General features: G+C 52.8%; 20 protein-coding genes. 8 read left to right on the top strand and 12 right to left on the bottom strand.

What is annotated here, in order from left to right:
- Positions 1-210: 210 nt before the first annotated feature.
- The 7 genes from phoH to putP all read right to left on the bottom strand — a co-directional run bounded on the left by phoH (position 211) and on the right by putP (position 7,446).
- On the bottom strand, positions 211-999 hold the full coding sequence (gene phoH, locus ACMGGR_RS07690) for a phosphate starvation-inducible protein PhoH (protein WP_246757623.1): 789 nt from the start codon (positions 997-999) through the stop codon (positions 211-213).
- Between the two features lie 545 nt (positions 1,000-1,544).
- The gene (gene efeB, locus ACMGGR_RS07685; RefSeq protein ID WP_414148571.1) at positions 1,545-2,825 is read right to left on the bottom strand and encodes an iron uptake transporter deferrochelatase/peroxidase subunit; all 1,281 of its coding nucleotides are present in this window, start codon (positions 2,823-2,825) and stop codon (positions 1,545-1,547) included.
- 1 nt (position 2,826) lies between these two features.
- On the bottom strand, positions 2,827-3,945 hold the full coding sequence (efeO, locus tag ACMGGR_RS07680; protein ID WP_414148925.1) for an iron uptake system protein EfeO: 1,119 nt from the start codon (positions 3,943-3,945) through the stop codon (positions 2,827-2,829).
- 27 nt (positions 3,946-3,972) lie between these two features.
- A complete protein-coding gene (gene efeU, locus ACMGGR_RS07675) occupies positions 3,973-4,800 on the bottom strand; it encodes an iron uptake transporter permease EfeU (protein WP_246757625.1) in 828 nt (275 codons plus the stop codon).
- 194 nt (positions 4,801-4,994) lie between these two features.
- Positions 4,995-5,375, bottom strand: coding sequence for a helix-turn-helix domain-containing protein (locus tag ACMGGR_RS07670; protein ID WP_246757626.1), 381 nt, complete (start codon positions 5,373-5,375; stop codon positions 4,995-4,997).
- A 22-nt stretch (positions 5,376-5,397) separates the two neighbouring features.
- Positions 5,398-5,754 (bottom strand): DUF6516 family protein, encoded by a 357-nt coding sequence (locus ACMGGR_RS07665; protein ID WP_246757627.1) that lies wholly within the window; start codon positions 5,752-5,754, stop codon positions 5,398-5,400.
- 207 nt (positions 5,755-5,961) lie between these two features.
- Positions 5,962-7,446, bottom strand: coding sequence for a sodium/proline symporter PutP (gene putP / locus ACMGGR_RS07660; RefSeq protein ID WP_414148570.1), 1,485 nt, complete (start codon positions 7,444-7,446; stop codon positions 5,962-5,964).
- Between the two features lie 431 nt (positions 7,447-7,877).
- On the opposite strand from putP, the gene putA reads away from it, so the two are divergent.
- Entirely contained in the window at positions 7,878-11,828 is a 3,951-nt protein-coding gene (putA, locus tag ACMGGR_RS07655) for a trifunctional transcriptional regulator/proline dehydrogenase/L-glutamate gamma-semialdehyde dehydrogenase (RefSeq protein ID WP_414148569.1), read from the top strand.
- A 95-nt stretch (positions 11,829-11,923) separates the two neighbouring features.
- Here putA and ACMGGR_RS07650 read toward each other — a convergent pair whose 3' ends face one another.
- On the bottom strand, positions 11,924-12,757 hold the full coding sequence (locus ACMGGR_RS07650; protein WP_414148568.1) for an oxidoreductase: 834 nt from the start codon (positions 12,755-12,757) through the stop codon (positions 11,924-11,926).
- Positions 12,758-12,862: 105 nt separating this feature from the next.
- Between ACMGGR_RS07650 and ACMGGR_RS07645 the strand changes: the two genes are divergently transcribed.
- A complete protein-coding gene (locus ACMGGR_RS07645) occupies positions 12,863-13,783 on the top strand; it encodes an AraC family transcriptional regulator (RefSeq protein ID WP_414148567.1) in 921 nt (306 codons plus the stop codon).
- On the opposite strand, the gene ACMGGR_RS07640 is transcribed toward ACMGGR_RS07645, so the two are convergent.
- Positions 13,780-15,906, bottom strand: coding sequence for an EAL domain-containing protein (locus tag ACMGGR_RS07640; protein WP_246758060.1), 2,127 nt, complete (start codon positions 15,904-15,906; stop codon positions 13,780-13,782). The genes ACMGGR_RS07645 and ACMGGR_RS07640 overlap by 4 nt on opposite strands.
- Before the next feature lie 801 nt (positions 15,907-16,707).
- On the opposite strand from ACMGGR_RS07640, the gene ACMGGR_RS07635 reads away from it, so the two are divergent.
- From ACMGGR_RS07635 to ACMGGR_RS07620, 4 genes are all read left to right on the top strand, one after another.
- Positions 16,708-18,483 carry a sensor domain-containing phosphodiesterase gene (locus tag ACMGGR_RS07635; protein ID WP_246757632.1) on the top strand — a complete coding sequence of 592 codons (1,776 nt, stop codon included), beginning with the start codon at positions 16,708-16,710 and terminating at the stop codon, positions 18,481-18,483.
- A 155-nt stretch (positions 18,484-18,638) separates the two neighbouring features.
- On the top strand, positions 18,639-19,382 hold the full coding sequence (locus ACMGGR_RS07630; protein ID WP_414148566.1) for an alpha/beta fold hydrolase: 744 nt from the start codon (positions 18,639-18,641) through the stop codon (positions 19,380-19,382).
- A gap of 268 nt (positions 19,383-19,650) precedes the next feature.
- The gene (locus tag ACMGGR_RS07625) at positions 19,651-20,694 is read left to right on the top strand and encodes an NAD-dependent epimerase/dehydratase family protein (protein WP_414148565.1); all 1,044 of its coding nucleotides are present in this window, start codon (positions 19,651-19,653) and stop codon (positions 20,692-20,694) included.
- Between the two features lie 176 nt (positions 20,695-20,870).
- Positions 20,871-21,425 (top strand): AAA family ATPase, encoded by a 555-nt coding sequence (locus tag ACMGGR_RS07620; RefSeq protein WP_414148564.1) that lies wholly within the window; start codon positions 20,871-20,873, stop codon positions 21,423-21,425.
- A gap of 165 nt (positions 21,426-21,590) precedes the next feature.
- Here ACMGGR_RS07620 and ACMGGR_RS07615 read toward each other — a convergent pair whose 3' ends face one another.
- Positions 21,591-22,787 (bottom strand): MFS transporter, encoded by a 1,197-nt coding sequence (locus ACMGGR_RS07615; RefSeq protein ID WP_414148563.1) that lies wholly within the window; start codon positions 22,785-22,787, stop codon positions 21,591-21,593.
- A gap of 103 nt (positions 22,788-22,890) precedes the next feature.
- Between ACMGGR_RS07615 and ACMGGR_RS07610 the strand changes: the two genes are divergently transcribed.
- Positions 22,891-23,808, top strand: coding sequence for a LysR family transcriptional regulator (locus ACMGGR_RS07610; protein ID WP_414148562.1), 918 nt, complete (start codon positions 22,891-22,893; stop codon positions 23,806-23,808).
- A 281-nt stretch (positions 23,809-24,089) separates the two neighbouring features.
- On the opposite strand, the gene ACMGGR_RS07605 is transcribed toward ACMGGR_RS07610, so the two are convergent.
- Together ACMGGR_RS07605 and ACMGGR_RS07600 are read right to left on the bottom strand one after the other, a co-directional pair.
- Positions 24,090-24,362, bottom strand: a complete 273-nt coding sequence (locus ACMGGR_RS07605; protein ID WP_246757638.1) for a hypothetical protein — start codon at positions 24,360-24,362, stop codon at positions 24,090-24,092.
- The gene (locus ACMGGR_RS07600) at positions 24,340-24,870 is read right to left on the bottom strand and encodes a DUF2778 domain-containing protein (RefSeq protein WP_246757639.1); all 531 of its coding nucleotides are present in this window, start codon (positions 24,868-24,870) and stop codon (positions 24,340-24,342) included. Before ACMGGR_RS07600 ends, ACMGGR_RS07605 begins: the two co-directional genes overlap by 23 nt.
- A 240-nt stretch (positions 24,871-25,110) precedes the next feature.
- Between ACMGGR_RS07600 and ACMGGR_RS07595 the strand changes: the two genes are divergently transcribed.
- Positions 25,111-25,413 (top strand): hypothetical protein, encoded by a 303-nt coding sequence (locus ACMGGR_RS07595; RefSeq protein WP_246757640.1) that lies wholly within the window; start codon positions 25,111-25,113, stop codon positions 25,411-25,413.
- Positions 25,414-25,753: the final 340 nt, after the last annotated feature.

Here is a 25,753-nt window from a genome sequence, read left to right as displayed (position 1 = left end):
CAATTCCGTCTCATTTTTCAGCTAACGCATTCACTAATCTGAACTATTTTTTTAAGCCAAAGGCAGCGCAAAAAAAGTTACAGACGAAGAAAAAATCAGGAAAAAAGGCGTAAAGCAGGCAAAAATAAAGCCCGAACCGGGATTTCCCCGTTCGGGCTTGCAGAGCAACTGTTTAAGATGACGATAAAAAGCTATCGATTGTTATCGCTGTTAACCATAAGCCATCAGCGTATGCTGGCAGAGCTGTGAGCGTACGCAATCTTCTTTACCAAAACGCACCACGCCAATCATCTCGTCCTCTTTGAAGCGGGCCAGCGCATCGCTGAGGCCGGAGTGAACGTGTGACGGCAAATCGCACTGTGTGATATCGCCGTTCACGATAACGGTAACGTTTTCCCCAAGGCGAGTCAGAAACATCTTCATCTGGGCGGCGGTGACATTTTGCGCCTCATCAAGGATCACCACGGCATTTTCGAAGGTACGTCCGCGCATATAGGCAAAAGGTGCAATCTCAACCTTACCTATTTCGGGACGCAGGCAGTACTGCATAAAGGAAGAACCAAGACGTTTAACCAGAACGTCATAGACCGGCCGGAAGTATGGAGCGAATTTTTCTGCGATGTTGCCGGGCAAAAATCCCAGATCCTCGTCCGCCTGCAGCACCGGACGCGTCACTATGATCCTCTCTACATCCTTATTTATCAGGGCCTCGGCCGCTTTCGCAGCGCTAATCCAGGTTTTACCGCAGCCTGCTTCGCCAGTGGCGAAAATCAGTTGCTTCGTCTCTATGGCTTTAAGATAGTGCGCCTGAGCTTCATTACGGGCTTCAATCGGTGAATGGTCGCGGCTGTCGCGCGCCATGCCAATTGCATCCAGCCCACCCATCTGCACCAGCGAGGTGACCGATTCATCTTCACGCTGACGATGACTGCGTGAATCGCTACGAAGCACACGCCTGGCTTCACGACGAGCTTTGATCACTGCTTTCTGTCTTCCCATAGTGGCACCTTACAGTTGGTTTCATTTCCCACACCCGATAAGGCGGTGCGATTACGTGAACGCTTTAGAGGTTTTGGCGGCTTCCTTGTAAGCCTTAGCTGGCCTTTGGAATGGTACTCGGGATAAAGATACGGGTACCGGATGGTGTTGAAAAGAGTCGGCACGAAGTGAAAAAAAGAGGGAGAAAGTCACCGGGGCAATGAGGCCCTCGCGTAAGGATGCGATATTTGTCTGACGCTTATGTCCGTAAAAGGACTTGTCCATTCGCGATCTCCGTGTTGCACACTGGAAACATCTGACGCCTGATAATTAAATTTCAACATATTCCCACAATAATGCAACATTAAATTTGCAGGCGAGGCAGAGGAAACCACCGAATAACAGGACGCGTACGCGATGGCTAAATTAACAGGTGATAAAATTCAATGAGATAGCTATTGATAATCGAGGAACACTTTTTTCTAAATAGTGAGAACTGGTTAGAAAGTTGGCAATTGATTAAAAAACAACCTTCCGCACGAGGCGTAACGGAAGGTTGAAAACCATCAGGCCTGAAGTAAAGCTTGTCCAAGATAATGTTTGTCGTCAACGACGCCGGGCAGCGCGAAAAAATAACCGCCGCCGACGGGTTTGATATATTCTTCCAGCGCCTCACCATTGAGTCTTTTTTGTACAGCAAGAAAGCCTTTTTGCAAATCGTGCTGATAGCAAACAAACAGCAGTCCCATTTCCAGCTGGCCAGAATTAGATACGCCCAGCGAGTAGCTGTAGCCACGACGCAGCATCAGGTTTTCCTGGGTCTGAGGCGTGCGCGGGTTTGCCAGACGGATATGCGCGTCCAGCGGTGTAATCGTACCTTCCGGATCGCTGGCGTAGTCCGGCACATCGTGTTCGTTAAGCATGCCTAACGGTGCACCGCTGTGCTTGACGCGGCCAAAAATGTTTTCCTGTTCCCGCAGCGGCGTGCGATCCCAAAATTCAACATGAAACTGTATAATCCGGACGGCCTGATAGCTGCCGCCGACTGCCCAGCCAGGCTCATCCTGCTTAGTGGTCACCCATAAGATTTTATCCATCAATGAGCCATCGGCCGTATTGGGATTGGCCGTACCGTCTTTGAAGCCCAGCAGATTAATCGGCGTCTCTTTACCCTGGCTGCGCGCTGCGTGGTCCGAGATAAACCCTTCCCGCCGCCAGCGAACGCTAAGGAGATCCGGCGTATGCTTGATGATATCACGCAGCGCATGGATAACGGTGTCGTTGGTATTAGCACAGATTTGCAGCAGCAGATCGCCGTGGCACAGGCTGGCATCCAGGGCATCGTTAGGAAAACGCGTCATCGGCTGTAACCTGCGCGGCTTTGACGCCTGCAGGCCATAGCGTTCGTCAAACAAGGCATTGCCGACCGAAACCGTTATCGTCAGGTTATCGGGATAAATCGTTTCACCCAGGATACCGGAATCCATCGGCGGCAGGCGAGGATTAGTGACCAGCGGCGCTTTACCGCCCCGGGTCAAAAAAGCAATGCGATCGGTCAACAGCCTGAACAGGCGTTCCAGATCGGCCTTATCCGCAGCCAGCACGTCAAAGGCCACCAGCATCATCGCCGCCTGCTGTGGCGTGACGATGCCAGCCTGATGCGGGCCGAAGAAAGGCTGGGTCTGCTGTCGGGCATTGGGCGACAGCGCGCCCGGCGAAAACGATTTTTCCGTCGCGCCATGTGCCGGACAGCCGCCCGTCAGCGCGACGCCGCCAAGAATACCCATTCCCTTAAGCAGACGGCGGCGCGAAGGCAGCGCCGCTTCGTCATCAGCTCGCTTTACCATACTAATCCAGTCCCAGCGTTCCGCGCAGTAAAGCCAGGTCTTCCGCCAGCGTAGTGACAGGCCCTTTCATCGCGGTACGGTCGGCGCTGGTTAACTTGTCATAGGATTCAAATCCTTCGCCGCTGCGATATTTAGATAAAACCGCGTCAACTTTCTTAAAGTTAGCGTCGATTTTCGCCAGCAGGTCGGGATTGGCTTTTTGCAGCATTGGACGCAGCAGGTTAACGATCTTTTGTGCACCATCAATGTTGGCCTGGAAATCCCACAGGTCGGTACGGCTGTAGCGATCTTCTTCGCCGGAAATTTTGCTGGAAGCAACCTCTTCAACCAGATCGGCCGCGCCACCCACCACTTTACCCGGCGGGAAAGCCAGTTCGCTGACGCGTTTTTGCAGTTCCAGCGTGTCGGCATAGAGCCTGTCGGCGTAGCTTTCCATGCCTTTGGTTGACTTGTCGCCCCACAGCGCTTTTTCCAGGCGGTGGAAGCCGGTGAATTTAGGATCGGCGGCCTTTTTCTCATAGTCATCTTCACGGGCATCAATGCTGCCGTCCAGATCGGAGAAGAGCTCGGCGATTGGCTCAATACGCTCGTAGTGCGCGCGCGTTGGCGCATAGAGCGCCTGCGCTTTCTCAATGTCGCCCGCTTTAACCGCATCGGTAAAGGCTTTGGTGCCCGTAACCAGCGCGGCTACTTCACTGTTGACCCAGGTCTTGTAGTCGGCCAGTGGGCCAGCCAGCTGCATCAGCACCGGCTGCGCGTCTGACTTATCCTGCACACCTTTCACCACCAGCTTGCCTTTAGGGTTGCTGAGCAATCCACAGGTCATTTCATATTCGCCCGCTGCAAGATTAGCGGTAAGCTTTTGTGTAAAACCTGGCGCGATGTTTTCCCGCTCTTCCACCACCATGACCCCTTTCAGGATCTCCCACTCCAGCCCTTTCTGGCTGTTGTTCTGGATAATAAACTGCGTCTTACCGGCATTGACGGTGACGTTCATCGGCTCGCACTGCTTGTCGTTAACCGTGATTTTTACCTGGGGTACATTTGCAGCCAGAGCAGCAGAAGAACAGGCCAGCAGCGCTGCCGCCAGCGACGTCTTACGAAAACGGTGAATCATGATAAATCCCTTAGGTGTAAGCCGAACAAATTAACGTGAAATTGCCGCAGCCGAAGGCCGTGCAGGCAGACAATAAAGCAGCAGCGCAGGAATGAAATAGCAAAGCCAGACCGTGACCTCACTGACGCTTGGCGCTTCCTGATAGCCAAAAACGCCTTCCAGCAGCGTACCGGTTAGCGTACTGGTAGAAAGCACGTCGCTGAGATCGAAAGCCTGGCCCTGGAACGCGTTCCACAAGCCGGCTTCATGAAATGCACGAACGGCACTCGCCGCAAGGCCCGCCGCGACCAGCAGGATAAACAGGCTGGTCCATTTAAAGAACACCGCCATATTCAGCCGCACGCCGCCCCAGTAAATCAGCATGCCGAGCACGATAGCCGTGGCCAGCCCCAGGATAGCGCCAACCGGCGGCGCAATACCAACATCCTGCTGAAAGGCCGCCAGCAGAAAAAAGACCGATTCCAGCCCTTCACGCGCGACGGCCAGAAAAACCATCAGCACCAGCGCCCAGCCACCGCCCTTTCCGCGCTGTAAAGCGTTATCCACCGCGCCTTCCAGATGCACTTTGATATTGCGTGAAACTTTGCGCATCCAGAACACCATTCCGGTGAGGATGCAGACGGCGACCACCGCTACCACGCCTTCAAAAAGTTCCTGTTCCTGCTGGGGAAACTCGCCGGTGGTCTCGTTGATAACGTAGCCCAGCACCAGGCAGAGCGTGGCGGCGACAAACACGCCAACCCACATGGCGCCAAACCATTCGCTGCGTTGGGTGCGCTGCAAATAGCTGGCAATCAGGCTAACGATCAGCGCGGCTTCGAGGCCTTCGCGTAACATAATCAGAAACGGCACAAACACAGGCACCTCGGGCATCAAAGAAGGAACGGGCAACGGGTAAAGAAGGGTAAATCTAAACGATACCGATTATCATTATCGGCATAAGAAATACAAGAGGCGGGCCGTTTATTTTCACTGTCTGAGGTGGTCTTACGCCTCCAGGCTGGCGAAACATGGAAGGAAGTGAACGCCCCGCACAATGACGGGGGAAACGCTTATGCGGCAGCGCTGGCTTTTCGGGGCGGGAAACGGGCGGTTCTGATATCAAATTCGGTAAAAATAGCGACGGGTTTGATGCAGTTATTACCTTTTACCTTTTTTACAAAACCATGCTTTGCCAGCGTGGTAAGCGTGGCTGAAAGATTGCTCTTTGCCCGTCCCGACAATTCCGCCAGGCGGGAGATGCTTTCTGGTTTTTCCCGATCGATGAGATCCAGCAGCTCAAGATTTTCAGGGCTGAGGATCTGTGCAACGGCATTAAGCGATGAAAACCAGATTTTCGGCTCATCCTCAGCGGGCACATATTCTTTTCTGACAATCGCCATTATTCGCGCGCGAAATTCATTTTCCGGCATAATACCAATAAGTGCTTTCATAATAGTCCCTTGTTTTATAACGTCATTGGATCACTTGCGCGATAATGTCGTCAACAGCGGTAAAAAAATGTTCCATGAGCTGTGCCGCATCAACAAAATCATAAGGCTTACCCTTATCTGTCAGCGTCTGGTGCACGTGATCCCATCGCTGGATCCGCGCTCTTGACATTCTTTTTTGCGGACAGTGAGGCGCATGCGCATTATCCATACCGTAAACACGTTGATTATGGCGATCGTGCAGCGTTAACGAATATCTGATGCCGTGTGGCCTGTTAATGCCCGGCTCTACCCGATAAGCGATAATTTCATACCAGTAGCCACAGGCATATTCATATTTTGTACCGTGCAAGCTCAGAAGCGTTTCTAATCCATAGTCCATGCAACAAATCCTTGTTATATGACCCAATCATAACCCTATAAAAGTAGCGTTTCAACCTTTCGCTCTCTTAAGATCCTTATAATTAACCTGATGCCTGCCGTTATTCTGCCCCCACCCTCGCATAAAAAAGGCCCGCCGAAGCGAGCCTTAGCTTGTAAACAAAGCGCTTAAGGTTTATCCACCACCTTTAAGCTTTGTCACCTACTGTTAACGCGAATGGAACTCGGCCTCCGCCGTTTCAAAACGCGCTACCGCCGCTGCGGAAGGCTTGCTGCCAATCATGCTGAATACCACGATAGCAATGCTGGCAAAGATGAATCCCGGAATGATTTCATACAGGTTCAGCCATGCGTATTGCTTCCAGATCAGCACGGTAGCGGCACCCACGATAATACCGGCAAGCGCACCGTTACGCGTCATGCGCTTCCAGATAAGCGAGAAGACCACTACCGGGCCGAAGGCAGCACCAAAACCGGCCCAGGCGTAGCTTACCAGTCCCAGCACGCGGTTATTGGGGTTAGAAGCCAGCGCGATAGCGATCACGGCCACCAGCAGCACCATCAGCCGCCCTACCCAGACCAGCTCGCGCTGGGTAGCGTTTTTGCGCAAAAAGTTCTTGTAGAGATCTTCCGTCAGCGCGCTGGAGCAAACCAGCAGCTGGCAGCTCAGCGTCGACATCACCGCCGCCAGGATAGCAGAAAGCAGGATCCCGGCAATCCATGGATTGAACAGAATTCGAGCCAGCTCGATAAAAATACGCTCGCTGTTATCGCTGACGCCCGCCGCCAGTTCAGGATGGTTCTGGAAATAGGCAATACCGAAGAAACCGACGGCTACTGCGCCACCGAGGCACAGGATCATCCACGTCATACCGATACGGCGCGCGCTACGGATAGAGTGGTGAGAATCTGCCGCCATAAAGCGAGCAAGAATGTGCGGCTGGCCGAAGTAGCCAAGCCCCCAGCCCAGCAGCGAAATCACCGCCACGAAGTTCAGGTTTTTCAGCATATCGATATTCTCAATGCTTTTGGCCTGAATAACCGCCAGCGAGTCGCCCAGTCCGCCTACGGCAATAATCACCATTACCGGCGTCAGGATTAGTGCGAAAATCATCAGGCTGGCCTGAACGGTATCGGTCCAGCTTACCGCCAGGAAACCACCCACAAAGGTATAGATGATGGTGGCGGCCGCACCGGCCCACAGCGCCGTTTCATAACTCATGCCAAAAGTGCTTTCAAACAGGCGGGCACCGGCCACAATGCCGGAAGCGCAGTAAATAGTGAAGAACACCAGAATGACCAGCGCCGAGATAACCCGCAAGATTTTGCTATGGTCTTCAAAACGGCTGGCAAAGAAATCCGGCAGCGTTAATGCATTATCGTGATGTTCGGTTTGTACGCGCAGGCGTCCGGCAACGATCTTCCAGTTCAGATAGGCGCCCAGCGTCAGGCCAATGGCGATCCAGCTTTCTGAAATACCGGACAGGAAGATAGCGCCGGGCAAGCCCATCAGCAGCCAGCCGCTCATATCTGATGCGCCTGCCGACAGTGCGGTTACCACGCTGCCAAGGCTACGTCCCCCGAGAATATAGTCGTCAAAATTCTTGGTCGAGCGCCAGGCCATAAAGCCGATAAACACCATGCCAAGAATATAAACGCAAAAGGTCACCATCATCGGTGTACTTACTGTCATTCAGGTTCTCCACTTATTATTGTTAATGTGCAACCGCCAGGCTATTTGCGTTACCGCCGGAACGTAGCGGTGCCACTCATCCCCATCCCAGGCGGGGTATCCTGCCGTAAACCGTCAGCTGGTACAACACCGCTGAATGGTTTAACACACTCGTTACATAAATTTCACCTTACATCGTTTACGGCGATCTGACAGGTTGCACTGGATCACAAACTCACCGGTAGCACCTGCCAAAAAACCCCTGTAAAACCAGAAATTGTGGCGTTTCGCAAATCTGGCCGGATTCTTGCAGCAATATTCATGCCGCTTTTAAAAAAAGCGATTTTGCACTCTGCAATCAGGGTCACATTTAACAAGGTTGCACAAAGTTGCAACTTAAGTGATATTGCTTGCCAGTTTCATTTTTGACTATTTGCAAGGAGTTTGAAGGCATGGGCACAACCACTATGGGCGTTAAGCTGGACGAGGCCACGCGCGACCGTATTCGCCAGGCCGCAGGCCAGATCGACCGCACGCCGCACTGGCTGATTAAACAGGCTATTTTTAACTATCTGGAACAGCTGGAAAGAGGCGACGCCCTGCCGGAATTCCCTTTGCAGGCGGTGGCTCAGGAGAACAACGAGGCGCCGGTTGAAGAACTGCATCAGCCGTTTCTGGAGTTTGCAGAACATATTCTGCCACAGTCGGTTACGCGCTCGGCCATCACTGCGGCATGGCGCACGCCTGAGACACAGGCAGTGCCGATGTTGCTTGAGCAGGCCCGTCTGCCCGAGCCATTAGGACAGCAAACGCAAAAGCTGGCTCACAAGCTCGCTACCGCCCTTCGGCACCAAAAAGGTGCAGGCGGGCGCGCCGGAATGGTGCAATCGCTGCTGCAAGAGTTCTCACTCTCTTCTCAGGAAGGCGTGGCGCTGATGTGCCTGGCGGAAGCGCTATTACGTATCCCTGATAAGCCAACCCGTGACGCGCTGATCCGCGATAAAATCAGCAACGGCAACTGGCAGTCGCACCTGGGCCGTAGCCCTTCGATGTTTGTTAATGCGGCGACCTGGGGTTTGCTGTTTACCGGCCGCCTGGTGGCAACGCATAACGAAGCTAACCTCTCCCGCTCTCTGAACCGCATCATCGGTAAAAGCGGCGAGCCGCTGATCCGCAAAGGCGTGGATATGGCGATGCGCCTGATGGGTGAACAGTTTGTTACCGGCGAAACCATCGCGGAAGCGCTGGCCAATGCCCGCAAGCTGGAAGAGAAAGGCTTCCGCTACTCTTATGACATGCTGGGCGAAGCCGCGCTGACGGCTAAAGATGCCGAAGCCTATCTGGTTTCCTACCAGCAGGCGATCCACGCTATTGGTAAGGCTTCTAACGGCCGCGGCATTTATGAAGGCCCGGGCATCTCAATCAAGCTCTCCGCTCTGCATCCGCGCTACAGCCGCGCGCAGTATGAACGCGTGATGAGCGAGCTTTACCCCATCCTGAAATCGCTGACGCTGCTGGCGCGCTCTTACGACATCGGCATCAATATCGATGCGGAAGAAGCGGATCGGCTGGAGCTGTCGCTGGATCTGCTGGAAAAACTCTGCTTTGAGCCGGAGCTGGAAGGCTGGAACGGCATCGGTTTTGTTATTCAGGCCTACCAGAAACGCTGCCCGTTTGTGATCGATGCGCTCATCGATATGGCTCAGCGCAGCCGCCGCCGCCTGATGATCCGTCTGGTAAAAGGCGCCTACTGGGACAGCGAAATCAAACGCGCGCAGATGGACGGACTGGAAGGCTACCCGGTATTCACCCGCAAGGTTTACACCGATATCTCTTATCTGGCCTGCGCGCGCAAGCTGCTGGCGGTACCTAACCTGATCTATCCGCAGTTTGCTACGCATAACGCGCACACGCTGGCGGTGATCTATCAGATGGCGGGTAACAACTATTATCCTGGCCAGTATGAGTTCCAGTGCCTGCACGGCATGGGCGAACCGCTGTACGAACAGGTTGTAGGCAAAGTGGCCGACGGCAAGCTGAATCGCCCATGCCGTATTTATGCGCCGGTCGGCACACATGAAACGCTGCTGGCCTATCTGGTGCGTCGCCTGCTGGAAAACGGCGCAAACACTTCCTTCGTTAACCGTATTGCAGACAACACGCTGCAAATTGAAGACCTGGTTGCCGATCCGGTACAGGAAGTCGAAAAACTGGCCCGCACGGAAGGCGCAATCGGCCTGCCGCATCCAAAAATTCCTTTGCCGCGCGATCTGTATGGCGACAATCGCCAGAACTCTGCCGGTCTGGATCTGGCCAACGAGCATCGTCTGGCTTCGCTTTCCAGCGCCCTGCTTAATAGCGCTATCCAGCCGTGGCATGCCGCGCCGGTTATCGATGGTGAAACGGAAAGCGGCGAACAGCTGCCGGTCGTTAACCCGGCAGAACCTGCCGATATCGTTGGCTATGTGCGCCACGCTACGGCCCGGGAAGTTTCTACCGCGCTGGATGCCGCCGTCAACGCTGGCCCAATCTGGTTCGCCACCCCGCCTGCCGCGCGTGCAGAAATTTTGACTCGCGCCGCCGAAATGATGGAAGGACAGCTACAGCGTCTGCTGGGTATCCTGGTACGTGAAGCGGGCAAAACCTTTAATAACGCCATTGCCGAAGTGCGAGAGGCCGTGGACTTCCTGCACTACTACGCCGGGCAGGTACGTGACGATTTTGATAACGAAACGCACCGTCCGCTGGGCCCGGTAGTCTGTATCAGCCCGTGGAACTTCCCGCTGGCGATCTTTACCGGACAAATTGCCGCCGCGCTGGCCGCTGGCAACAGCGTGCTGGCTAAGCCTGCCGAACAGACGCCGCTGGTCGCCGCTGCCGCCGTTGCTATTCTGCATGAGGCGGGCGTGCCGGTGGGTGCGTTACAGCTTCTGCCGGGCATGGGTGAAACCGTGGGCGCGCAGCTGACCGGCGATGACCGCGTACGTGGCGTCATGTTTACCGGTTCTACCGCGGTCGCAACGCTATTACAGCGTAACCTTGCAGGTCGTCTGGATCCGCAGGGAAGACCAACGCCGTTAATCGCTGAAACCGGCGGTATGAACACCATGATCGTCGACTCTTCCGCGCTGACTGAACAGGTGGTGGTCGATATCGTCGCCTCGGCTTTCGACAGTGCGGGCCAGCGCTGCTCTGCCCTGCGTATGTTGTGTATTCAGGAAGACGTGGCCGACCATACGCTGCAAATGCTGCGCGGCGCGATGGCCGAATGCCGCATGGGTAATCCTGAACGTCTTTCAACCGATATCGGTCCGGTGATCGACAGCGAAGCGAAAGAGAATATCGAGCGCCATATTCAGGCGATGCGCAGTAAAGGGATGAAGGTTTACCAGGCCGCCTTTAACGATGCGCACGACAGTAAAGAGTGGCAGAGCGGCACATTTATTCCGCCAACGCTGATTGAGCTGGAAAACGTCGCGGATCTGGATAAAGAGATCTTTGGCCCGGTCTTGCACGTGGTGCGCTATAACCGCAGCACGTTGCCGAAAATTATCGAGCAGATTAACGCCTCCGGCTATGGCCTGACGCTGGGCGTGCATACGCGTATTGATGAAACCATCAATCAGGTTACCGCCAGCGCCAGAGTGGGCAACCTGTACGTTAACCGTAATATGGTTGGTGCCGTGGTTGGCGTGCAGCCGTTCGGTGGCGAGGGCCTTTCCGGCACCGGTCCAAAAGCGGGCGGGCCGCTTTATCTGTATCGTCTGCTCTCTAACCGTCCGGAAGGCGCGCTGAAGCTGACGCTGGATCGCCAGGACAGCGAACGTCCGGTTGATGCGGCGCTGCGTCCGGTATTGCTGACCACCCATCAGACGCTGACGGAATGGGCGAAGGATAAGCCAGAGCTGGCGGCAATTTGCAAACAGTTCGCGGAACTGGGACAAAGCGGCACCGTTCGTCTGCTGCCTGGCCCAACGGGCGAGCGCAACACCTTCACGCTGCTGCCGCGCGAGCGCGTACTTTGCCTTGCGGATAACGAGCAGGATGCGCTGGTGCAGCTTGCCGCCGTGACCGCCGTAGGCAGTCGTGCGCTGTGGCAGGATGATGAACTGCATCGCTCGCTGGCGAAGAAGCTGCCTGCGACAGTGCAAAGCCGTATCGACTTTGCCGCCAGTCCGCTGGCGCAGCAAACTGAGTTTGACGCGGTGATTTATCACGGCGATGCCGATCAGCTACGCAGCGTTTGCGAAACCGTAGCCGCACGGGAAGGCGCGATTGTTTCGGTACAGGGCTTTGGCCGTGGTGAAACCAATCTGCTGCTGGAGCGTTTGCTGATTGAGCGTTCACTCAGCGTTAACACCGCGGCGGCAGGCGGCAATGCCAGCCTGATGACCATCGGTTAATCTCCGTTTACTGTAGCAACATAATAACGGGGCGAACTTCGCCCCGTTTTCTTCTCTTCTTCTGTGTAAATTTTGCAGCGCTTATCTTTCGTTATTCAACCATCCGTTGAGCGCGTCACTTCTTCCCATTGTTCTATTTCCTTGCTAAGCGCCGCGAGCTTTTGCCGCACCAGACTTAATGCATCACTGCCTAATAACAACTGTGTTGGCGGGTTCTGGCTCTCAATGATTGCCAGCATGGCGCGTGCAGCCTTCACGGGATCGCCGAGTTGCTTACCGCTTTTTTCCTCACGTGCCTGTCGAATGGGATTAAATAAAGCGTCATAGTCCGGGATGCTGCGCGCGCTGCGTACCATCGATCGTCCGGCCCAGTCGGTGCGAAAGGAGCCAGGCGCCACGGCCGTCACGTGTATATTGAACGGAGCAAGCTCTTTGCTTAACGTTTCTGATATCCCAGCCAGGGCGAATTTGCTGCCGCAGTAAGAGCTGATGCCGGGCATAGTGATAAAACTGCCCATCGAGGTGATATTAATAATATGGCCGTGACGCCGCTGGCGCATGCCCGGCAGCACGGCTTTAATCATCGCTACCGCGCCGAACACATTTACGTCAAACTGACGGTGCACTTCTGCAAGCGAGGATTCTTCCATGATGCCCTCATGGCCGTAACCGGCATTGTTGACAAGCACGTCAATCGGACCAACGGTGGATTCAATTTCCGCAATCACCTTATCAATACGCTCAAAGTCGGTAACATCAAGCAGGCGGCTAAAGGCCCGCTGCGCATCAAGCGCATCGAAAGCCTGCTGTGCCTCGTGATTGCGCACGGTGCCGATAACCCGATGGCCTGCGGCGAGGGCTTCCTGCGCCAGCGCACGACCAAACCCGCTGCTGACGCCGGTGATTAAAAGTGTTTTTGCAGATGTCATAAAAAGAATTCCCATGAACAGTGGAAGTTGAATGGTATTCTCTGCCTTGCCGCTTTTTTAGGCCGTATTTTCTGTTTTTCTTGCCTGATCTTATGAGGTGCAGTGATGTCCGTGATGATCACCTTAGTGAAAGCACTCGCCGTGCAGGAGGGATATAACCTTACTGCATTGCCTGATGTACGAATTTTGCGTGCCGATCGTCCACTCGCCAGAACCCCGGTGCTTTACGATCCGGGGATCGTCATTGTCTGCCAGGGCAGCAAGCGCGGCTTTTTCGGTCAGCAGACCTATTTATACGATGAACGGCACTATCTGGCGGTTTCGGTGCCGGTACCGTTTGTGATGGAAACCGACGCGTCAGCAGAACATCCCTTGCTGGCAATTTATCTGCATCTGGATTTTCAGCTGGCCGCTGAACTCCTGTTGCAGATCGAAAAGAATGCTGTCCCGCATCCTCCTGCCACACCGCAAAGTATGATCTCGAGTCCGATGGACGATAAGGTAACCATGGCCGTGCTGCGCTTGCTTGAGAGCCTGAACGATCCGCTTGAAGCGGCGATCCTCGGCCCCGCCAGGGTTCGGGAGCTCTATTTCCGCGTATTGACAGGCGCACAGGGCAATGCAATGCGCGCCGCGCTGGCCTTACACGGACAGTTTGGCAAAATCGGCAAAGTGATCCAGCGCATCCATACCGGCTACGCAGAGTCGTTAACGCTGACGCAACTGGCTAAAGAGACCGGAATGAGCGTGCCGACTTTTCATACTCACTTCAAAGCAATAACCCGTATGCCGCCGATGCAGTATGTGAAATCGGTGCGCCTGCACCAGGCGCGGATGTTGATGGTGCGTCAACATATCACTGCCGCCGCCGCGAGTTACGCCGTCGGCTATGAAAGTCCTTCGCAGTTTAATCGCGAGTTCAAACGCCTGTTTGGCCTGCCCCCGGCAGAAGAGATAAAACGCATGCAGCGTAACTTCGCCATCCCACCGGTGCAGCCAGCGTCGATATTCGTTTCTTCCCATTAAAATTTGCTGTGCGGCGACGTGCTGCGTTCCTCCGTCAGCAGCGTCTCAAAGTCCGATACGGTAAGCGGTCGGCATAATCCGTTACCCTGCATAATGTCGCACTGCGCGCTGGTCACAAACGCCTGCTGCATCCCCTCTTCGACACCTTCCGCCGCCACGTTAATGCCCAGGCTTTTGCCCAGCGCGGCCATCGCCCGGAACATCGTCTGTACATGTATGTTAGTGCTGAGCTCGTGCGTCAGCGATTTGTCAATTTTAAACCCGCTAAAGAAACCGTGCCGCAGCAGGCTCATGGCACCCAGCGTGCGGCCATAGTGATCGATAACAAAAGAAGCGCCCGTTTTCCGGACCGCTTCGAAATGCGCGGGCGCATCCTGAAACAGCGTCGTCAGCAACGGCTCGTCCACTTCGAAATCAACAAAGTCCGCATCGCCGCCAACGCACTCGCGCAGTACCGTTTCCAGCGCGTTGCCGGCCAGCTGGCGAGGAAACAGATTAATGCTGACGCGCAGCTGCGGGCAGCGGATTTGCCACTGGCGAACCTGCGCCAGGGCGGTACGGATTATCCATTCGCCCAGGGTGACCGAAAGCGGACTTTTCACCAGCATGTCGATAAAAGCGGCCGGAAGCAGCAGGCCACGAGCCGGATGCTGCCAGCGAACCAGTGCCTCGCAGCCGAGCAGACGTCCGCTTCCGACGTCATAGCGCGGCTGGTAATGTAGAACAAACTGCTGCTGACGTACGGCGGTTTCCAGTTCACGCTCAAAACGCCGCCGCCGCTGTTCGGCCTCGCGAAACGCTGGCAGAAACAGAACGCTGCACCCCTTGCCAGACGCTTTGGCGCGGTACAGAGCCAGATCTGCCGCTGACATCACGGATGAGGGATCCTGTCCATGTTCCGGATAAGATGCAATCCCGGTGCTCGCGCCGACCACCACGGGCGAACCGTGATAGCGAAACGGCGTCTGTACCGCTGCAATCAGGCGTCCGGCAGTCAGCGTTGCCTCACTGCTCCCGCCCGGCAGCAGGATAATGAATTCGTCGCCCCCTAGCCGCGCAGCCATGACCGCATGCTCGCAGACCGCGCGGATCTGCTCGGCCACATGGCATAAAAGCGCGTCGCCTGCGGCGTGGCCGAGGGTGTCGTTAACTTCCTTGAAGCCATCAAGGTCGGTCATCAGCAGCGTATAAGGCACGCCGGCCTCGGTCAGCTGGCCAAGCTGCTCCATGAACGCGCTGCGGCTGGCAAGGCGCGTGAGCATATCCAGCGAGGCCAGCTCGCACAGGCGCGCTTCACTTTCATGTCTGGCCGTCACGTCGCGGATGATCATGCCGACCAGCCTCTCACCGTTTTCCCGCCAGCCCGAGAAAGAGACCTCGGCCGGAAACTCCTCGCCGTTGCGGCGCAGTCCCCAAATCTGGATGGTACGCGGACGGGCAATGGCCTCTTCGTCACTGATCAGATGCGCAAGCTCGTTGCGGTAATCGGCCTGGCAGCGTTTGGGGATGAGATCCGCCACGTACTGACCGACCATCTCTTGCGCGTCAAAGCCGAACATTCTGGTCGCCGCAGGATTCCAGAAAGTGATACCGCGGCAGAGATCGGTGCAGATAATGGTATCTGGCGAGGTCGTGGATATCGCCTGTAACCGCTGCTGGCTGGCATGGCGCAGCAGCTCCAGCCGACGGATTTCCATCCGGTCCATAACCAGCGCGGCAATGTCGGCCAGGTGTTGGCGATCTGCCGGTGTAAGCGGCGGACGCGGCTGCGTATCGATCAGGCAAACGGTGCCGATACGGTAACCATCCGGCGTGGACAGCGGAATACCCGCGTAAAAGCGGATGTTAGGATAGCCGTGCACCAACGGGCTGTCGCAAAAACGCGGATCGTCGAGCGCGTCCGGCACGCAGAGGATATCAGCCTGCATCAGCGTATGATCGCAGAACGCTACGCTGCGGGCAGTGCCGGAAATATTCAGCCCGTAACAGGACTTGAAGAGCTGCTGCTGGTCGTCAATCAGTGAGATAAAAGCGACCGGCACGCGAAAGAGGCGTGCTGCGAGCGCGGTAAGACGGTCGAGCGCCTCTTCCGGAAGCTCGTTTGTCAGCTGATACTGCGCCAGTGCGGCAAGGCGGGCAGCTTCCTGGTCTGAGAGTGGGCGTTTCAGAGTTTGTCCCCTTTGTTATGGTGTGCTGTAGCCGACATGACGCAGCAAATGGGGACACGTTCAATCAGACGAGACAGCTGAACTCTGCCGTGTCGCCGCCGGAAGAAAGGCCCGAAAAGCCTGGCCCTGCCACAGGCGGGGTCAGATAAAAAGTCTTATCGCATTATCATTTTTCGTAACATGAGCGGGCAATGCATCAGGCAGGTGAAGCCCCTACCCCAGCCAGCCACCAGTTACCGCAAAATAATGTTTTCCGCTAATGTCGTTACCCTAATATCGACCTTCTCCGGAAGAACTTAAGGCACCCGGGCGCAAAGATTCCTGTTATTTTTTTGCAGGCATCCACGCAAATTGCACAGGTAGTTCGTTCGGCATTAGCAGGCGCACATGGCTGCACGCTACAGGATAAGGAAGATAAAAGTAGTAAATTAAATACACTTTATTACTTTGTATGGATCCTGATTACTTTGTATGGCGCTTGCTTACCTGTATTATCAATACGCATGTGTTTTTTTAAATCAAATAGCCGCCAGTCTTATTAATAAAATAAAAACCGCATAATGAAATAAAAGAATCGTTCCTCACTAATTATTTCATTAAAGAAATAAAAAGTGACGTCAGACCAGTTATCGCCTATTGTAGGCATTAAAATAAAGCTTCAATTGTTTTCCCTTCGCAAACATTGCGCGTTATTACGATCCACTACTCACTCTTTTTTTAATTTCGCATCGGAACAGGGCCGGGGCGGAGGACCTTATGCAAATGAATTTTACCGGCGACGAAGATCGCCAGGCGCTGAAAGCGCTGCGCAGCCCCGATGAAAGCCGCGACGATGTGCTGCGCAGGTTTGTCCGTCTGGCCAGCCAGTCGCTGGGTATTCCGGGCAGCTTTATCTCCGTACTGGACGACGAGCACCAGCACGTGCAGGCGGCCCATAATTTTGCCCTCGCACAGTCCTCGCGCGAAGATTCTTTGTGTCGGCATGCGGTGGATGGCGATACTGCGGTGATCGTACCTGATACCTGGCTGGACAACCGCTTTGCTACTCACCCGCTTATTACCGGCGCGCCCTATATTCGCTTTTATGCTGGCGTGCCGCTGAAATATCAGGGAGGCGTCGTGGTAGGGACGCTGTGTGTGACCGACACCGCCCCTCATCCATTTAATGCCGAGCAGATGGTTACGCTGAAACTGCTGGCCGCGCTGGTGACGTCGTTTCTGGAAGCCTGGCATGCGGCCAGCTTTACCGATCCGGTTACCGGCCTGCCTAACAGCCAGCGCCTGATCCGCGACCTGCAGTTTCTGGCAACATCCGAAGACCTTGCGCCACGCCGGCTGGTGCTGATTGACTGCATCGATATGCCGCGCGCTTATGAGCTGGCTCGCTCAATGGGCATGGGGCCAGTGGAAAGCCTGCTTAAGGATGTGGCCACGCTGCTTCCTCTGCGCCTGCGGCCTGCGTCCGGCGATATGCTGTACACCGTTGCCACCGGGCGCTTCGCGCTGCTGACGCGAGATAACAGTCACCTGACCGCAGATTGGGTGGCAAGTAAGCTGGCAGGTATCAGCGCCGATCTCGGTGAAGGTATCGCCGTTGCCCTTGCAACGCATACCGGTGAAGTCACCTTTACGCCTGACGAAATTTCTGCCCAGGAGGCATTGCGCCGCGCGGTAAGTGCCCTACATGAAGCCATCGCACGCGGGGCTTCCTCAATGCGTTTCAACCAGTGCGCCGATACGCGCCATACCCGAGACTTTACCCTGATCCACGAGCTGGCTTCCGCCCTGCGCGAAGATAATGGACTCTGGCTTGCCTGGCAGCCCAAAATTTGTCTGCACAGCGGTAAACCGGTGGGGCTGGAAGCGTTAATCCGCTGGCGGCACCCGCAGCGCGGCGAGCTTAGCCCGGCCCAGTTTTTGCCGCTGGCCGAACAAACCGAACTGCTCAGCGCGCTAACGGTTTGGGTCACGGACCGCGTAATCGAACGCCTTTCGCGCCTGCGGAACAGCGGCATTCAGCTTCCGGTCACTATTAATATCAGCAGCGACGACTTTTCCCGCCAGGATTTTGCCGACGTGCTGGAAATGAAGATGATAAAAGCAAAATTGCCTACCTCGCTGCTGGGCATTGAGTGTCTGGAGACGGAGCGGATTATTGAAAGTCCCTCTGCCATCAAGGGACTGGAAATGCTTAAGCTGCGCGGCTTCGGCATATCGCTGGATGACTTTGGGACCGGCTACAGTAATATCAGCTACCTGCGACGTATGCCGCTGGACATTATTAAGCTGGACAGGACGCTTATCAGCAAAATTTCATCCGATACGGCGTCACGCATTATTGCCCGCAGCATTATTGGCATGCTCAAAGAGCTGGACTATACCGTGCTGGCCGAAGGCGTCGAGAACGCGGAGACCGTCACCGCGCTGGCGGAATACGGCTGCGACCAGGTTCAGGGATTTTTCTATTCCCGGCCGCTGCCTGAGGTGGAACTCGACAAATGGCTCTCCTGGAAGCTGCGCGACCAGTGCTGAGTGGATTTTGAGGGCTTCCTGCTAATCTGGTAATCAGGTTTGAATTTACTTTTTCATTTATTCTTACCGGGTGAATCTAACCAGGAAATGGTGATTGGACTTTCTTCAGGAGCGGGTTCAGAGTTAAAAGGTACGATAAAAGCACAGGAATCTTCATGCCTTACACATCAGGAACACCGCGACTCTTTTACCGTACGCAAGGGAAAGGCCCTTTAGTCATCATGCTGCACGGCCTTTTGATGAATGGGCAATGTTGGGAGAATAACGGTTTAATCTCAGCATTTAGCCCGTATTTCCGCGTTATCTGTCCCGATATGGTGGGACATGGAGCAAGCGAAAAACTGGATAAGCAGGAATGGTATACGCGGCAGAGCCAGGCTTTAGCCATTGTGAGGCTGATGGATGAGCTGGGTTATGACAAAGCGCATTTAATTGGCTATTCCGCCGGAGCCTGGCTGGCAATGGAGCTCATCCATTGTTACCCGGACCGGTTACATTCTGTGATTCTGGGAGGCTGGGACTGTTTAAAAGGACTTCCTGAAACGCCGATGGGTAAACTCACTTTTGATGTTTTTATGTCCTTTGCGCGGGAAGTAGCACCGGAACTCACCTCTGCCCTTTCCCCGGATGATGAACAAAGTGCAGCACGCTTTTTTAATGAATTAGGAAAGCCTGCGCAGAAGACGAGAAACTTATTTAACGTCAAAGCGCCGGTCTTATTTTGGGCAGGACGCGAAGATCCGTATTACACCGCTATGCATGAACTGGCAGAACAACATGCGATACAGCTGATCTCAGGTAAAGGCGATCATCTGCGCGAGGTCAATTATCCGGACGATGCGACTGTAAGTAAAATGCTCAAATTTGTCAGAAAACAAGAGCCTTCCTCTGTTCAGTAGCCTGGCCCTTATTAATTAAAGCCTGAATAATGCAGCTGAATAAATTTCTTTACGGTAATAGTTACGCTGCTGTAGTTGTTCTACAGAGCGATACACGCTTCAGGGTTGTAGAAGATAGCTAAAATCGCTTTTCTGCATTGAAGAAACCTGATATCCGCTTCGCTCGCTCATCTTTGTTTGACTCATTACGCCATATAGATCACTTTTTAATGACGGCGTTCGGCAACAGCTCTGTTTTCTGCCGACGTGAAACCAAGTGGAGAACTGTATGAATAACAAGCACGTATTGCTGGTCGGTGCAAGCGGCGTAGTTGGCTTTGCCGCTCATGATTCCTTCCATAAAGCGGGCTGGCAAATCACTACTCTTGGGCGTTCCTCGCACAGTCCCCATCCTTCTCCTCATATCAGCGCCGATCTGACCTCTTCAGAGGATCTTCATCAGCACCGCGAAGCGTTTGAAACAGTGACCCATATCTTTTACGCGGCATTGCGTCAGGATCCCAATCCAGGCGTGGAGGCGGATATTAATGCGCTAATGTTCGAGAACCTGATCGGTGCGGTGCGCTCGTCAGGCAATATGTTAAAGCACATTATCTTTATTCAGGGCGGGAAGGTTTATGGCGCACATCTGGGTGTTTACCGTACCCCGGCACGGGAAGAGGACAGCCGTCATTTTCCGCCAAACCTCTATTTCCGTCATGAGGACTATGCAAAAAAGATTGGCGAGGAAGGCATCGGCTGGACTGCGCTGCGTCCGGATATCGTCATCGGCCACTCGTTTGGATCGCCTATGAATCTGGGAAATCTGATTGGCGTATACGGTACGATTTGCCGCGAAACGGGAACCGATCTGCATTTCCCCGGCACGGATGAAGCTTATCGCAATACGCTGGTGAACATTACCGACAGCCGTATCCTTGGTCAAAGCGCTATCTGGGCTGCCGAAAATGCCAGGTTTGGCGCGTTCAATATTACCAATGGTGACGTGTTTCGCTGGTGTCATGTCTGGCCGAAACTGGCTGAATGGTTCGGCGTAGCGGTTGGCGAGGCGCAGCCTGTCTCGCTTAGCGAACGTCTTGGCGGGCTCAAGCCTCTCTGGTCATCCATCGCCGACAAGGCGCAACTGAAAGAGAAGGATATCGATAAGCTGGCGCTGGGAGGATTTGGAGATTTCATCTTTCATGTTGAGAAAGATGCCATCTTTGACGTCACTAAAGCGCGCCAGGAGGGGTTTGACGCCATGATCAGGCGCTCCGATGATGTGTTGATCGAGCATCTGCAAGCCATGCGAAGCAGTAAACTTATTCCCTGACAGCTCAGGTAGCCCGTCGTCTGGCGGGCTACTGACCTGTTCTTCATATCGGACGTTATCAGGTCCGCATAGTATTCATTACCGGAGAGCAGAACCTCAGGGCTTGCTGGAGAATATAATCTTTTGATATGGCTATATCCTATAGTTACTTTTTAGGGTGTTTGAGAGGCTGGCAGGTGAATATTTCTTTATCATTAGATGGCCTCGGCTCACGCATTTGTATCATGGGGCCATCAAATAGCGGCAAATCCACTTTGGCAAAAGCCATAGCTTCTAAAACAGCTTTACCTTTAATCCATCTTGATCAATTGCACCATCTGCCTGATACAAAATGGGTCCCTCGTGAACCAGAAGATTTTTATCGGTTGCATGCAGAGGCAGTTTGCGAAGAAAGATGGGTAATGGACGGTAATTACACAAAGTGCCTGTCTCCGCGACTTGAACGTGCCACAGGACTGATCTTACTTGATGTGCCAGTGGTAATAGCGTTGCAGCGCTATATACGCCGATGTTATTCGTCAAATCCCAGGATCGGTGGACTCAATACTGGAAGGGAGAATGTGACATGGGAAATGCTTAAATACATAGTGCATGTTGCGCCTGAAAATCACCTTCGGCACAGGAAGATTTTCGAGCGGGCAACGATCCCCAAGCTGATGCTGACAGTACCCCGTGATATTCACGCCTGCTATCAAAACTGGGATCTAAACAGGGATTTCAAAAAAGGTTAATACTCCTCTGAGAAGAATCAATCAGTCATAATAATCTGTACCTGACTCAATTAAATTACTGACTCGCTCAATGCACGTGAAACGCCAGCCTGTCCGCTCATCGCTCAAAGTTGCCTGTTAAACCTTGCGTTAGGGCAGCCCTGTGCCAGAAGCAAACATCGCTAATCAATGGAGAGGGTCAGGAGTACGCTTAGCCAGCTTCTTTTGAAGTATTAAGACCATGACGGGAAATGCAGATGCGGCTAACGCACTTACAACCAGCAGTCTGTTTAGATTTTGCGTTGTTATTCCCCGGTCAGGGAGTAATAAGGAAGACAGAAAGAATGCGAGAGTAGTTATCAGGTACATGATTGCTGTCTGTAGCGAAGAAAAACTGGCCCGTTGTTCGTTCTCAGGATAGTGGACAGCAACTGAAGAAGCGGAAACGAGTCGGCTATATGAGGCTGCAAGAAATAAAGTTATAAAAAGAAATGCACTATGATACCCCATCGCAGGAATTAGCAAACTTGCTATAAATAACAGGGTTGAAACTGTTGCCAACATCAGAGCAGATAAACGCGTCGTTAAAATACCTGTTATCTTTGTGGACAAATAGCCTGCAATACCTCCGCTTAAAAACAATAAGGGCAACAGGTTTTGCTGTGCTCCCATATATTGCATCATTAATGGCGTTAAAACAGGAATAATCAGCATTGGACTAAATTGTACCAGTGCAGTACAAGATGCGAAAAGTAAAGTTTGAGTATTAACAGACAGGTTAACCTTCACGCCTGGCGAGACTTTCTCCCCGGGAAGGATAAATACTATTAACGGTAAAGACAGTATGCAAAGTGAACTGATGGACCATAGCGCAGTAGGCCAACCGTAATGCGTGCACAAAAATAATACAGCAGGCATTCCGACGATACTTACCATCGAAAATGAGGCAATCACCGTTGCCAGTATTTTTCCACGTAAGTTTGCTGGGACATTATTTATCACAATACTCGTACCCACCCCCATTGTTGTCCCCCCAACCAATCCTGCGCAAAATCGGAGCACCAGAAGCATGCCAAAATGAGTAGTGAGTGTAGAAAAACATGTTAGCGCTCCCAGCAGTACCATATTCCACAATAAAAATTGTTTTTTATTAAACCGGTCGATGCAATAAAAAGCGACAATTCCAGAAATGACGGCACCTGACGTGTACATACCTGAGACATAGCCAGAAAACGCTACTGGCACTGAAAACCTCTCTGCCATAAAAGCAAAGACAGGCGTTAACGCCATGTACTCCAGCGCATTAGTGAACTGGACAAAAGCTATTACAATGGCCATCCGCATAAGGGATTTATGATTAAATGTTTGTGCGATCGGTGGCATAGCAGGCAACCTGTTGATAAAAGATATCTGAGTTTAACTGCTATCACTGATGATTATTATATGGTAAAAATGGCACTCACTATTATCATATATGGGATAGTTGATGCGTTCGGCTCTTGATTTTAATACTCTAAAAGTGTTCATTGCTGTGGTAGAAAAAGAGAGTTTTGTTGGGGCCTCTAAACTCCTTGAAATGCCGACATCAAACGTCAGTCGCTGTATTTCTCAGTTAGAAGAAAAACTAAATCTTCAGCTCATTGAGCGCAGCACCCGACATATGAAACTCACCCAGGCGGGGCACCTGCTCTATATCCGAGCAAAGCCATTACTGGAGGCGCTTGAGCAAACTGAAACAGAGTTAACATTGCGGCAAATGCAACTTAAGGGTCCATTGCGCATCTGTATCCCCAATGAATCAGGGCCTGCATTGCTGGGTTCTGTTATTGCCGATTTCGCCTGTCAGTACCCGGAACTGGAGATTAGCTGCGTCACAAATCTGTCAGGCTTTGAATCTTTGCGAGACGATCTGGATTTAGCTGTCATTATTACCCGTGGTCAGATGGATGACAGTGACTATGTAGCCCGTCATCTGATGACTATCCCTTGCACCATTGTTGCAGCCCCTTCCGTCATTCAACGGTATGGCATCCCTTCTCATATCCGGCAGTTTGAAGAATTACCCTGTATTACAACGGTAAATGCACTGAAAGGTGCTCCCTGGCAATTTACCAGTATGAAAGGAGGATTCGAGACGGTTAAGGTTAAAGGGCATTATCGGGTAAACAGCGGAGAGATGGCAGGACGAGCTGCACTGGCAGGTGTCGGGTTTGCGATTTTGTCGAAACAAGCCTGCCAACCCTACATTAACGATGGACGGTTAATAGAAATTGAGTTTCAACAATCCGCAGCCCCACTGCAATTATTCGCAATTTATTCAGATCGGCGCTACTTGCCCGCTAAAACAAGAGCGCTCATAGATTTCATGCAGCAGGAATTAAGCAATCTGTCTCCGGCAACATAAGGCGCTATTGCATCGCTACAGAAAGTCCAGTTGGCATAATAAATCTTTACTTAACACAGAACGTCCGCTTGTTGTTATAGCGGACCAGAAGCCAGGCCTGACTTTGCTGCTCACTACCTTGTTCAGAACGCTGAGTGAAGCATGGCAATCATGGCCTTAGCTCTCTCTTTATGATGGGTTGCTATTTATAATAAGCTACTTTGAAGCGCCTGATGTTATTGACCCGCTACCGAACCGAAATTAGAAGGAAACAGAGCGCCCTTGCCTTTTACCGGATCAGCCTACCTGCGTTTTACTTTTTTAACTGCCATTTTTACCAGCCAATACATGGCCAGAGCGTAAAACGCGGTAACAGTCATCAGAGAAAAAAACGTCACCGGATCCGTACCTGCTTCATATACGTCATCCTGGTAACGGCTGAAAATTTGGTAAGAATGTTCAACGAGCCACGCTGTCAGCGGATAGAGCGGCATTCCGTAACGTGACGCCATAAAGGCCAAAATAAAGCAGACGAAAAATCCCGCTTTTTTTCTAACGAATTTTGCAGTTTGCAAAGTTACTTTCTCCCTGAACATCAACGTAGCCGTATGCCATCAAGCCGTTTCGCGAACCCGGCACGCGAACTTTTTTTCTCCGGAGCAGCGCCTGCCTTACCATGTAGAAATCAGCACGCCGCACGAAGGTGATACACCCTTCACTTTCTCCGAACCCGTCTGGCCGAAGCGGATGCAGGCGAAAACCGCCGCGTGCAACGCCGTTGATCAAGATGGAATCATTCATCGTTTCCGAATTAAAGAGCGCAAACCACTCTGAATGATTTGAGCTGTTCCAAATGTCGACGGCCCATCCTCTGATCCGATTTGCGATACTGCCTTCCGGGCGCGGAACAATCCAGTAGCGCCCGATCGGAATGGCACTGTTAGGCCTGTAGGTACAGTCTGGATCGTTGGTATAAGGCTTCTGGCCGGAAAAGACCGGAAAAGTCCCCACGCCGTAAACGTGCAGCTTTGCCTCGCCACCGCCTTTTGTCAGATCGTCATAGGTCATTCTCATCAATTGCATTACACGTTCCCTGTAATTGCATTAAACGCTCCCTGTAAGCTATCAGGCATGCCAGTAAATCGGGCGATGCTATCACACCTGCAGAGTGAAATTAACGGGCAGGCTGACGCCCACGGCCAAAACTCTTCCATATCTGCCCTTCACTCATATTTACCATAACATCTGCAGTAAGAACTGATTTTGGTTGATTTTTTATACAAAAATGCAATCTTCTTAGGATCATTCCCAGGAGATCGTTAAATGCTTAAGACCATACGTTTGTGTCTGTTATCGGCTTTACTGGTACCTTTTCTTTTCAACACTATTGCCACAGCAAAAGGAACTGTGTCAGACGCACAGGTAAAACAGGCCATTATTGATGAATCAATAGCAGCCTATCCTGGAACATGCGCGTGCCCCTTTAATAGTGCAAGAAATGGCAGTTCCTGTGGTGGCCGCAGCGCGTGGAGTAAGGCTGGTGGTTATTCACCGATCTGCTACAAAAAAGAAGTAACTAAGGATATGGTTAAACAGTGGAGGGAGTCCCATTCAACGAGTAATTGATGGTCCCTCCCTCATTTCCATGCCGCTCATCCGGCGGCACACTCTAATGCTCAGAGTCCTCGCTTTTAACATAACCTCAGTTGCCCTCACCGCAGAAACGCCCTCAGCGCATTTCTGCAGTCTTCGGTCGAAAAGCACACTTTTCCCTGCCAAAAATTCCGAAAACGCATTCTGACAAGTTTTATACAAGTGCACAGGCATGTATAAAAGTGAGTGGCGGTGGATTTCGCGTGGATATTGATAAGCAAAACGGTTTTTTAAAGTCCTTCAGCCTGCGATGGTATGAAGTTCGTTATTAAAGGCGAATAGTTTGCCCTTTACAGGCAGGATGGAAAAATTG

This window comes from Erwinia sp. BNK-24-b, from assembly GCF_047456155.1.
Taxonomy (GTDB): domain Bacteria; phylum Pseudomonadota; class Gammaproteobacteria; order Enterobacterales; family Enterobacteriaceae; genus Erwinia; species Erwinia phyllosphaerae.
The sequence above is the reverse complement of the archived record's forward strand: the minus strand, read 5'-3'. Positions and strand labels throughout refer to the sequence as shown.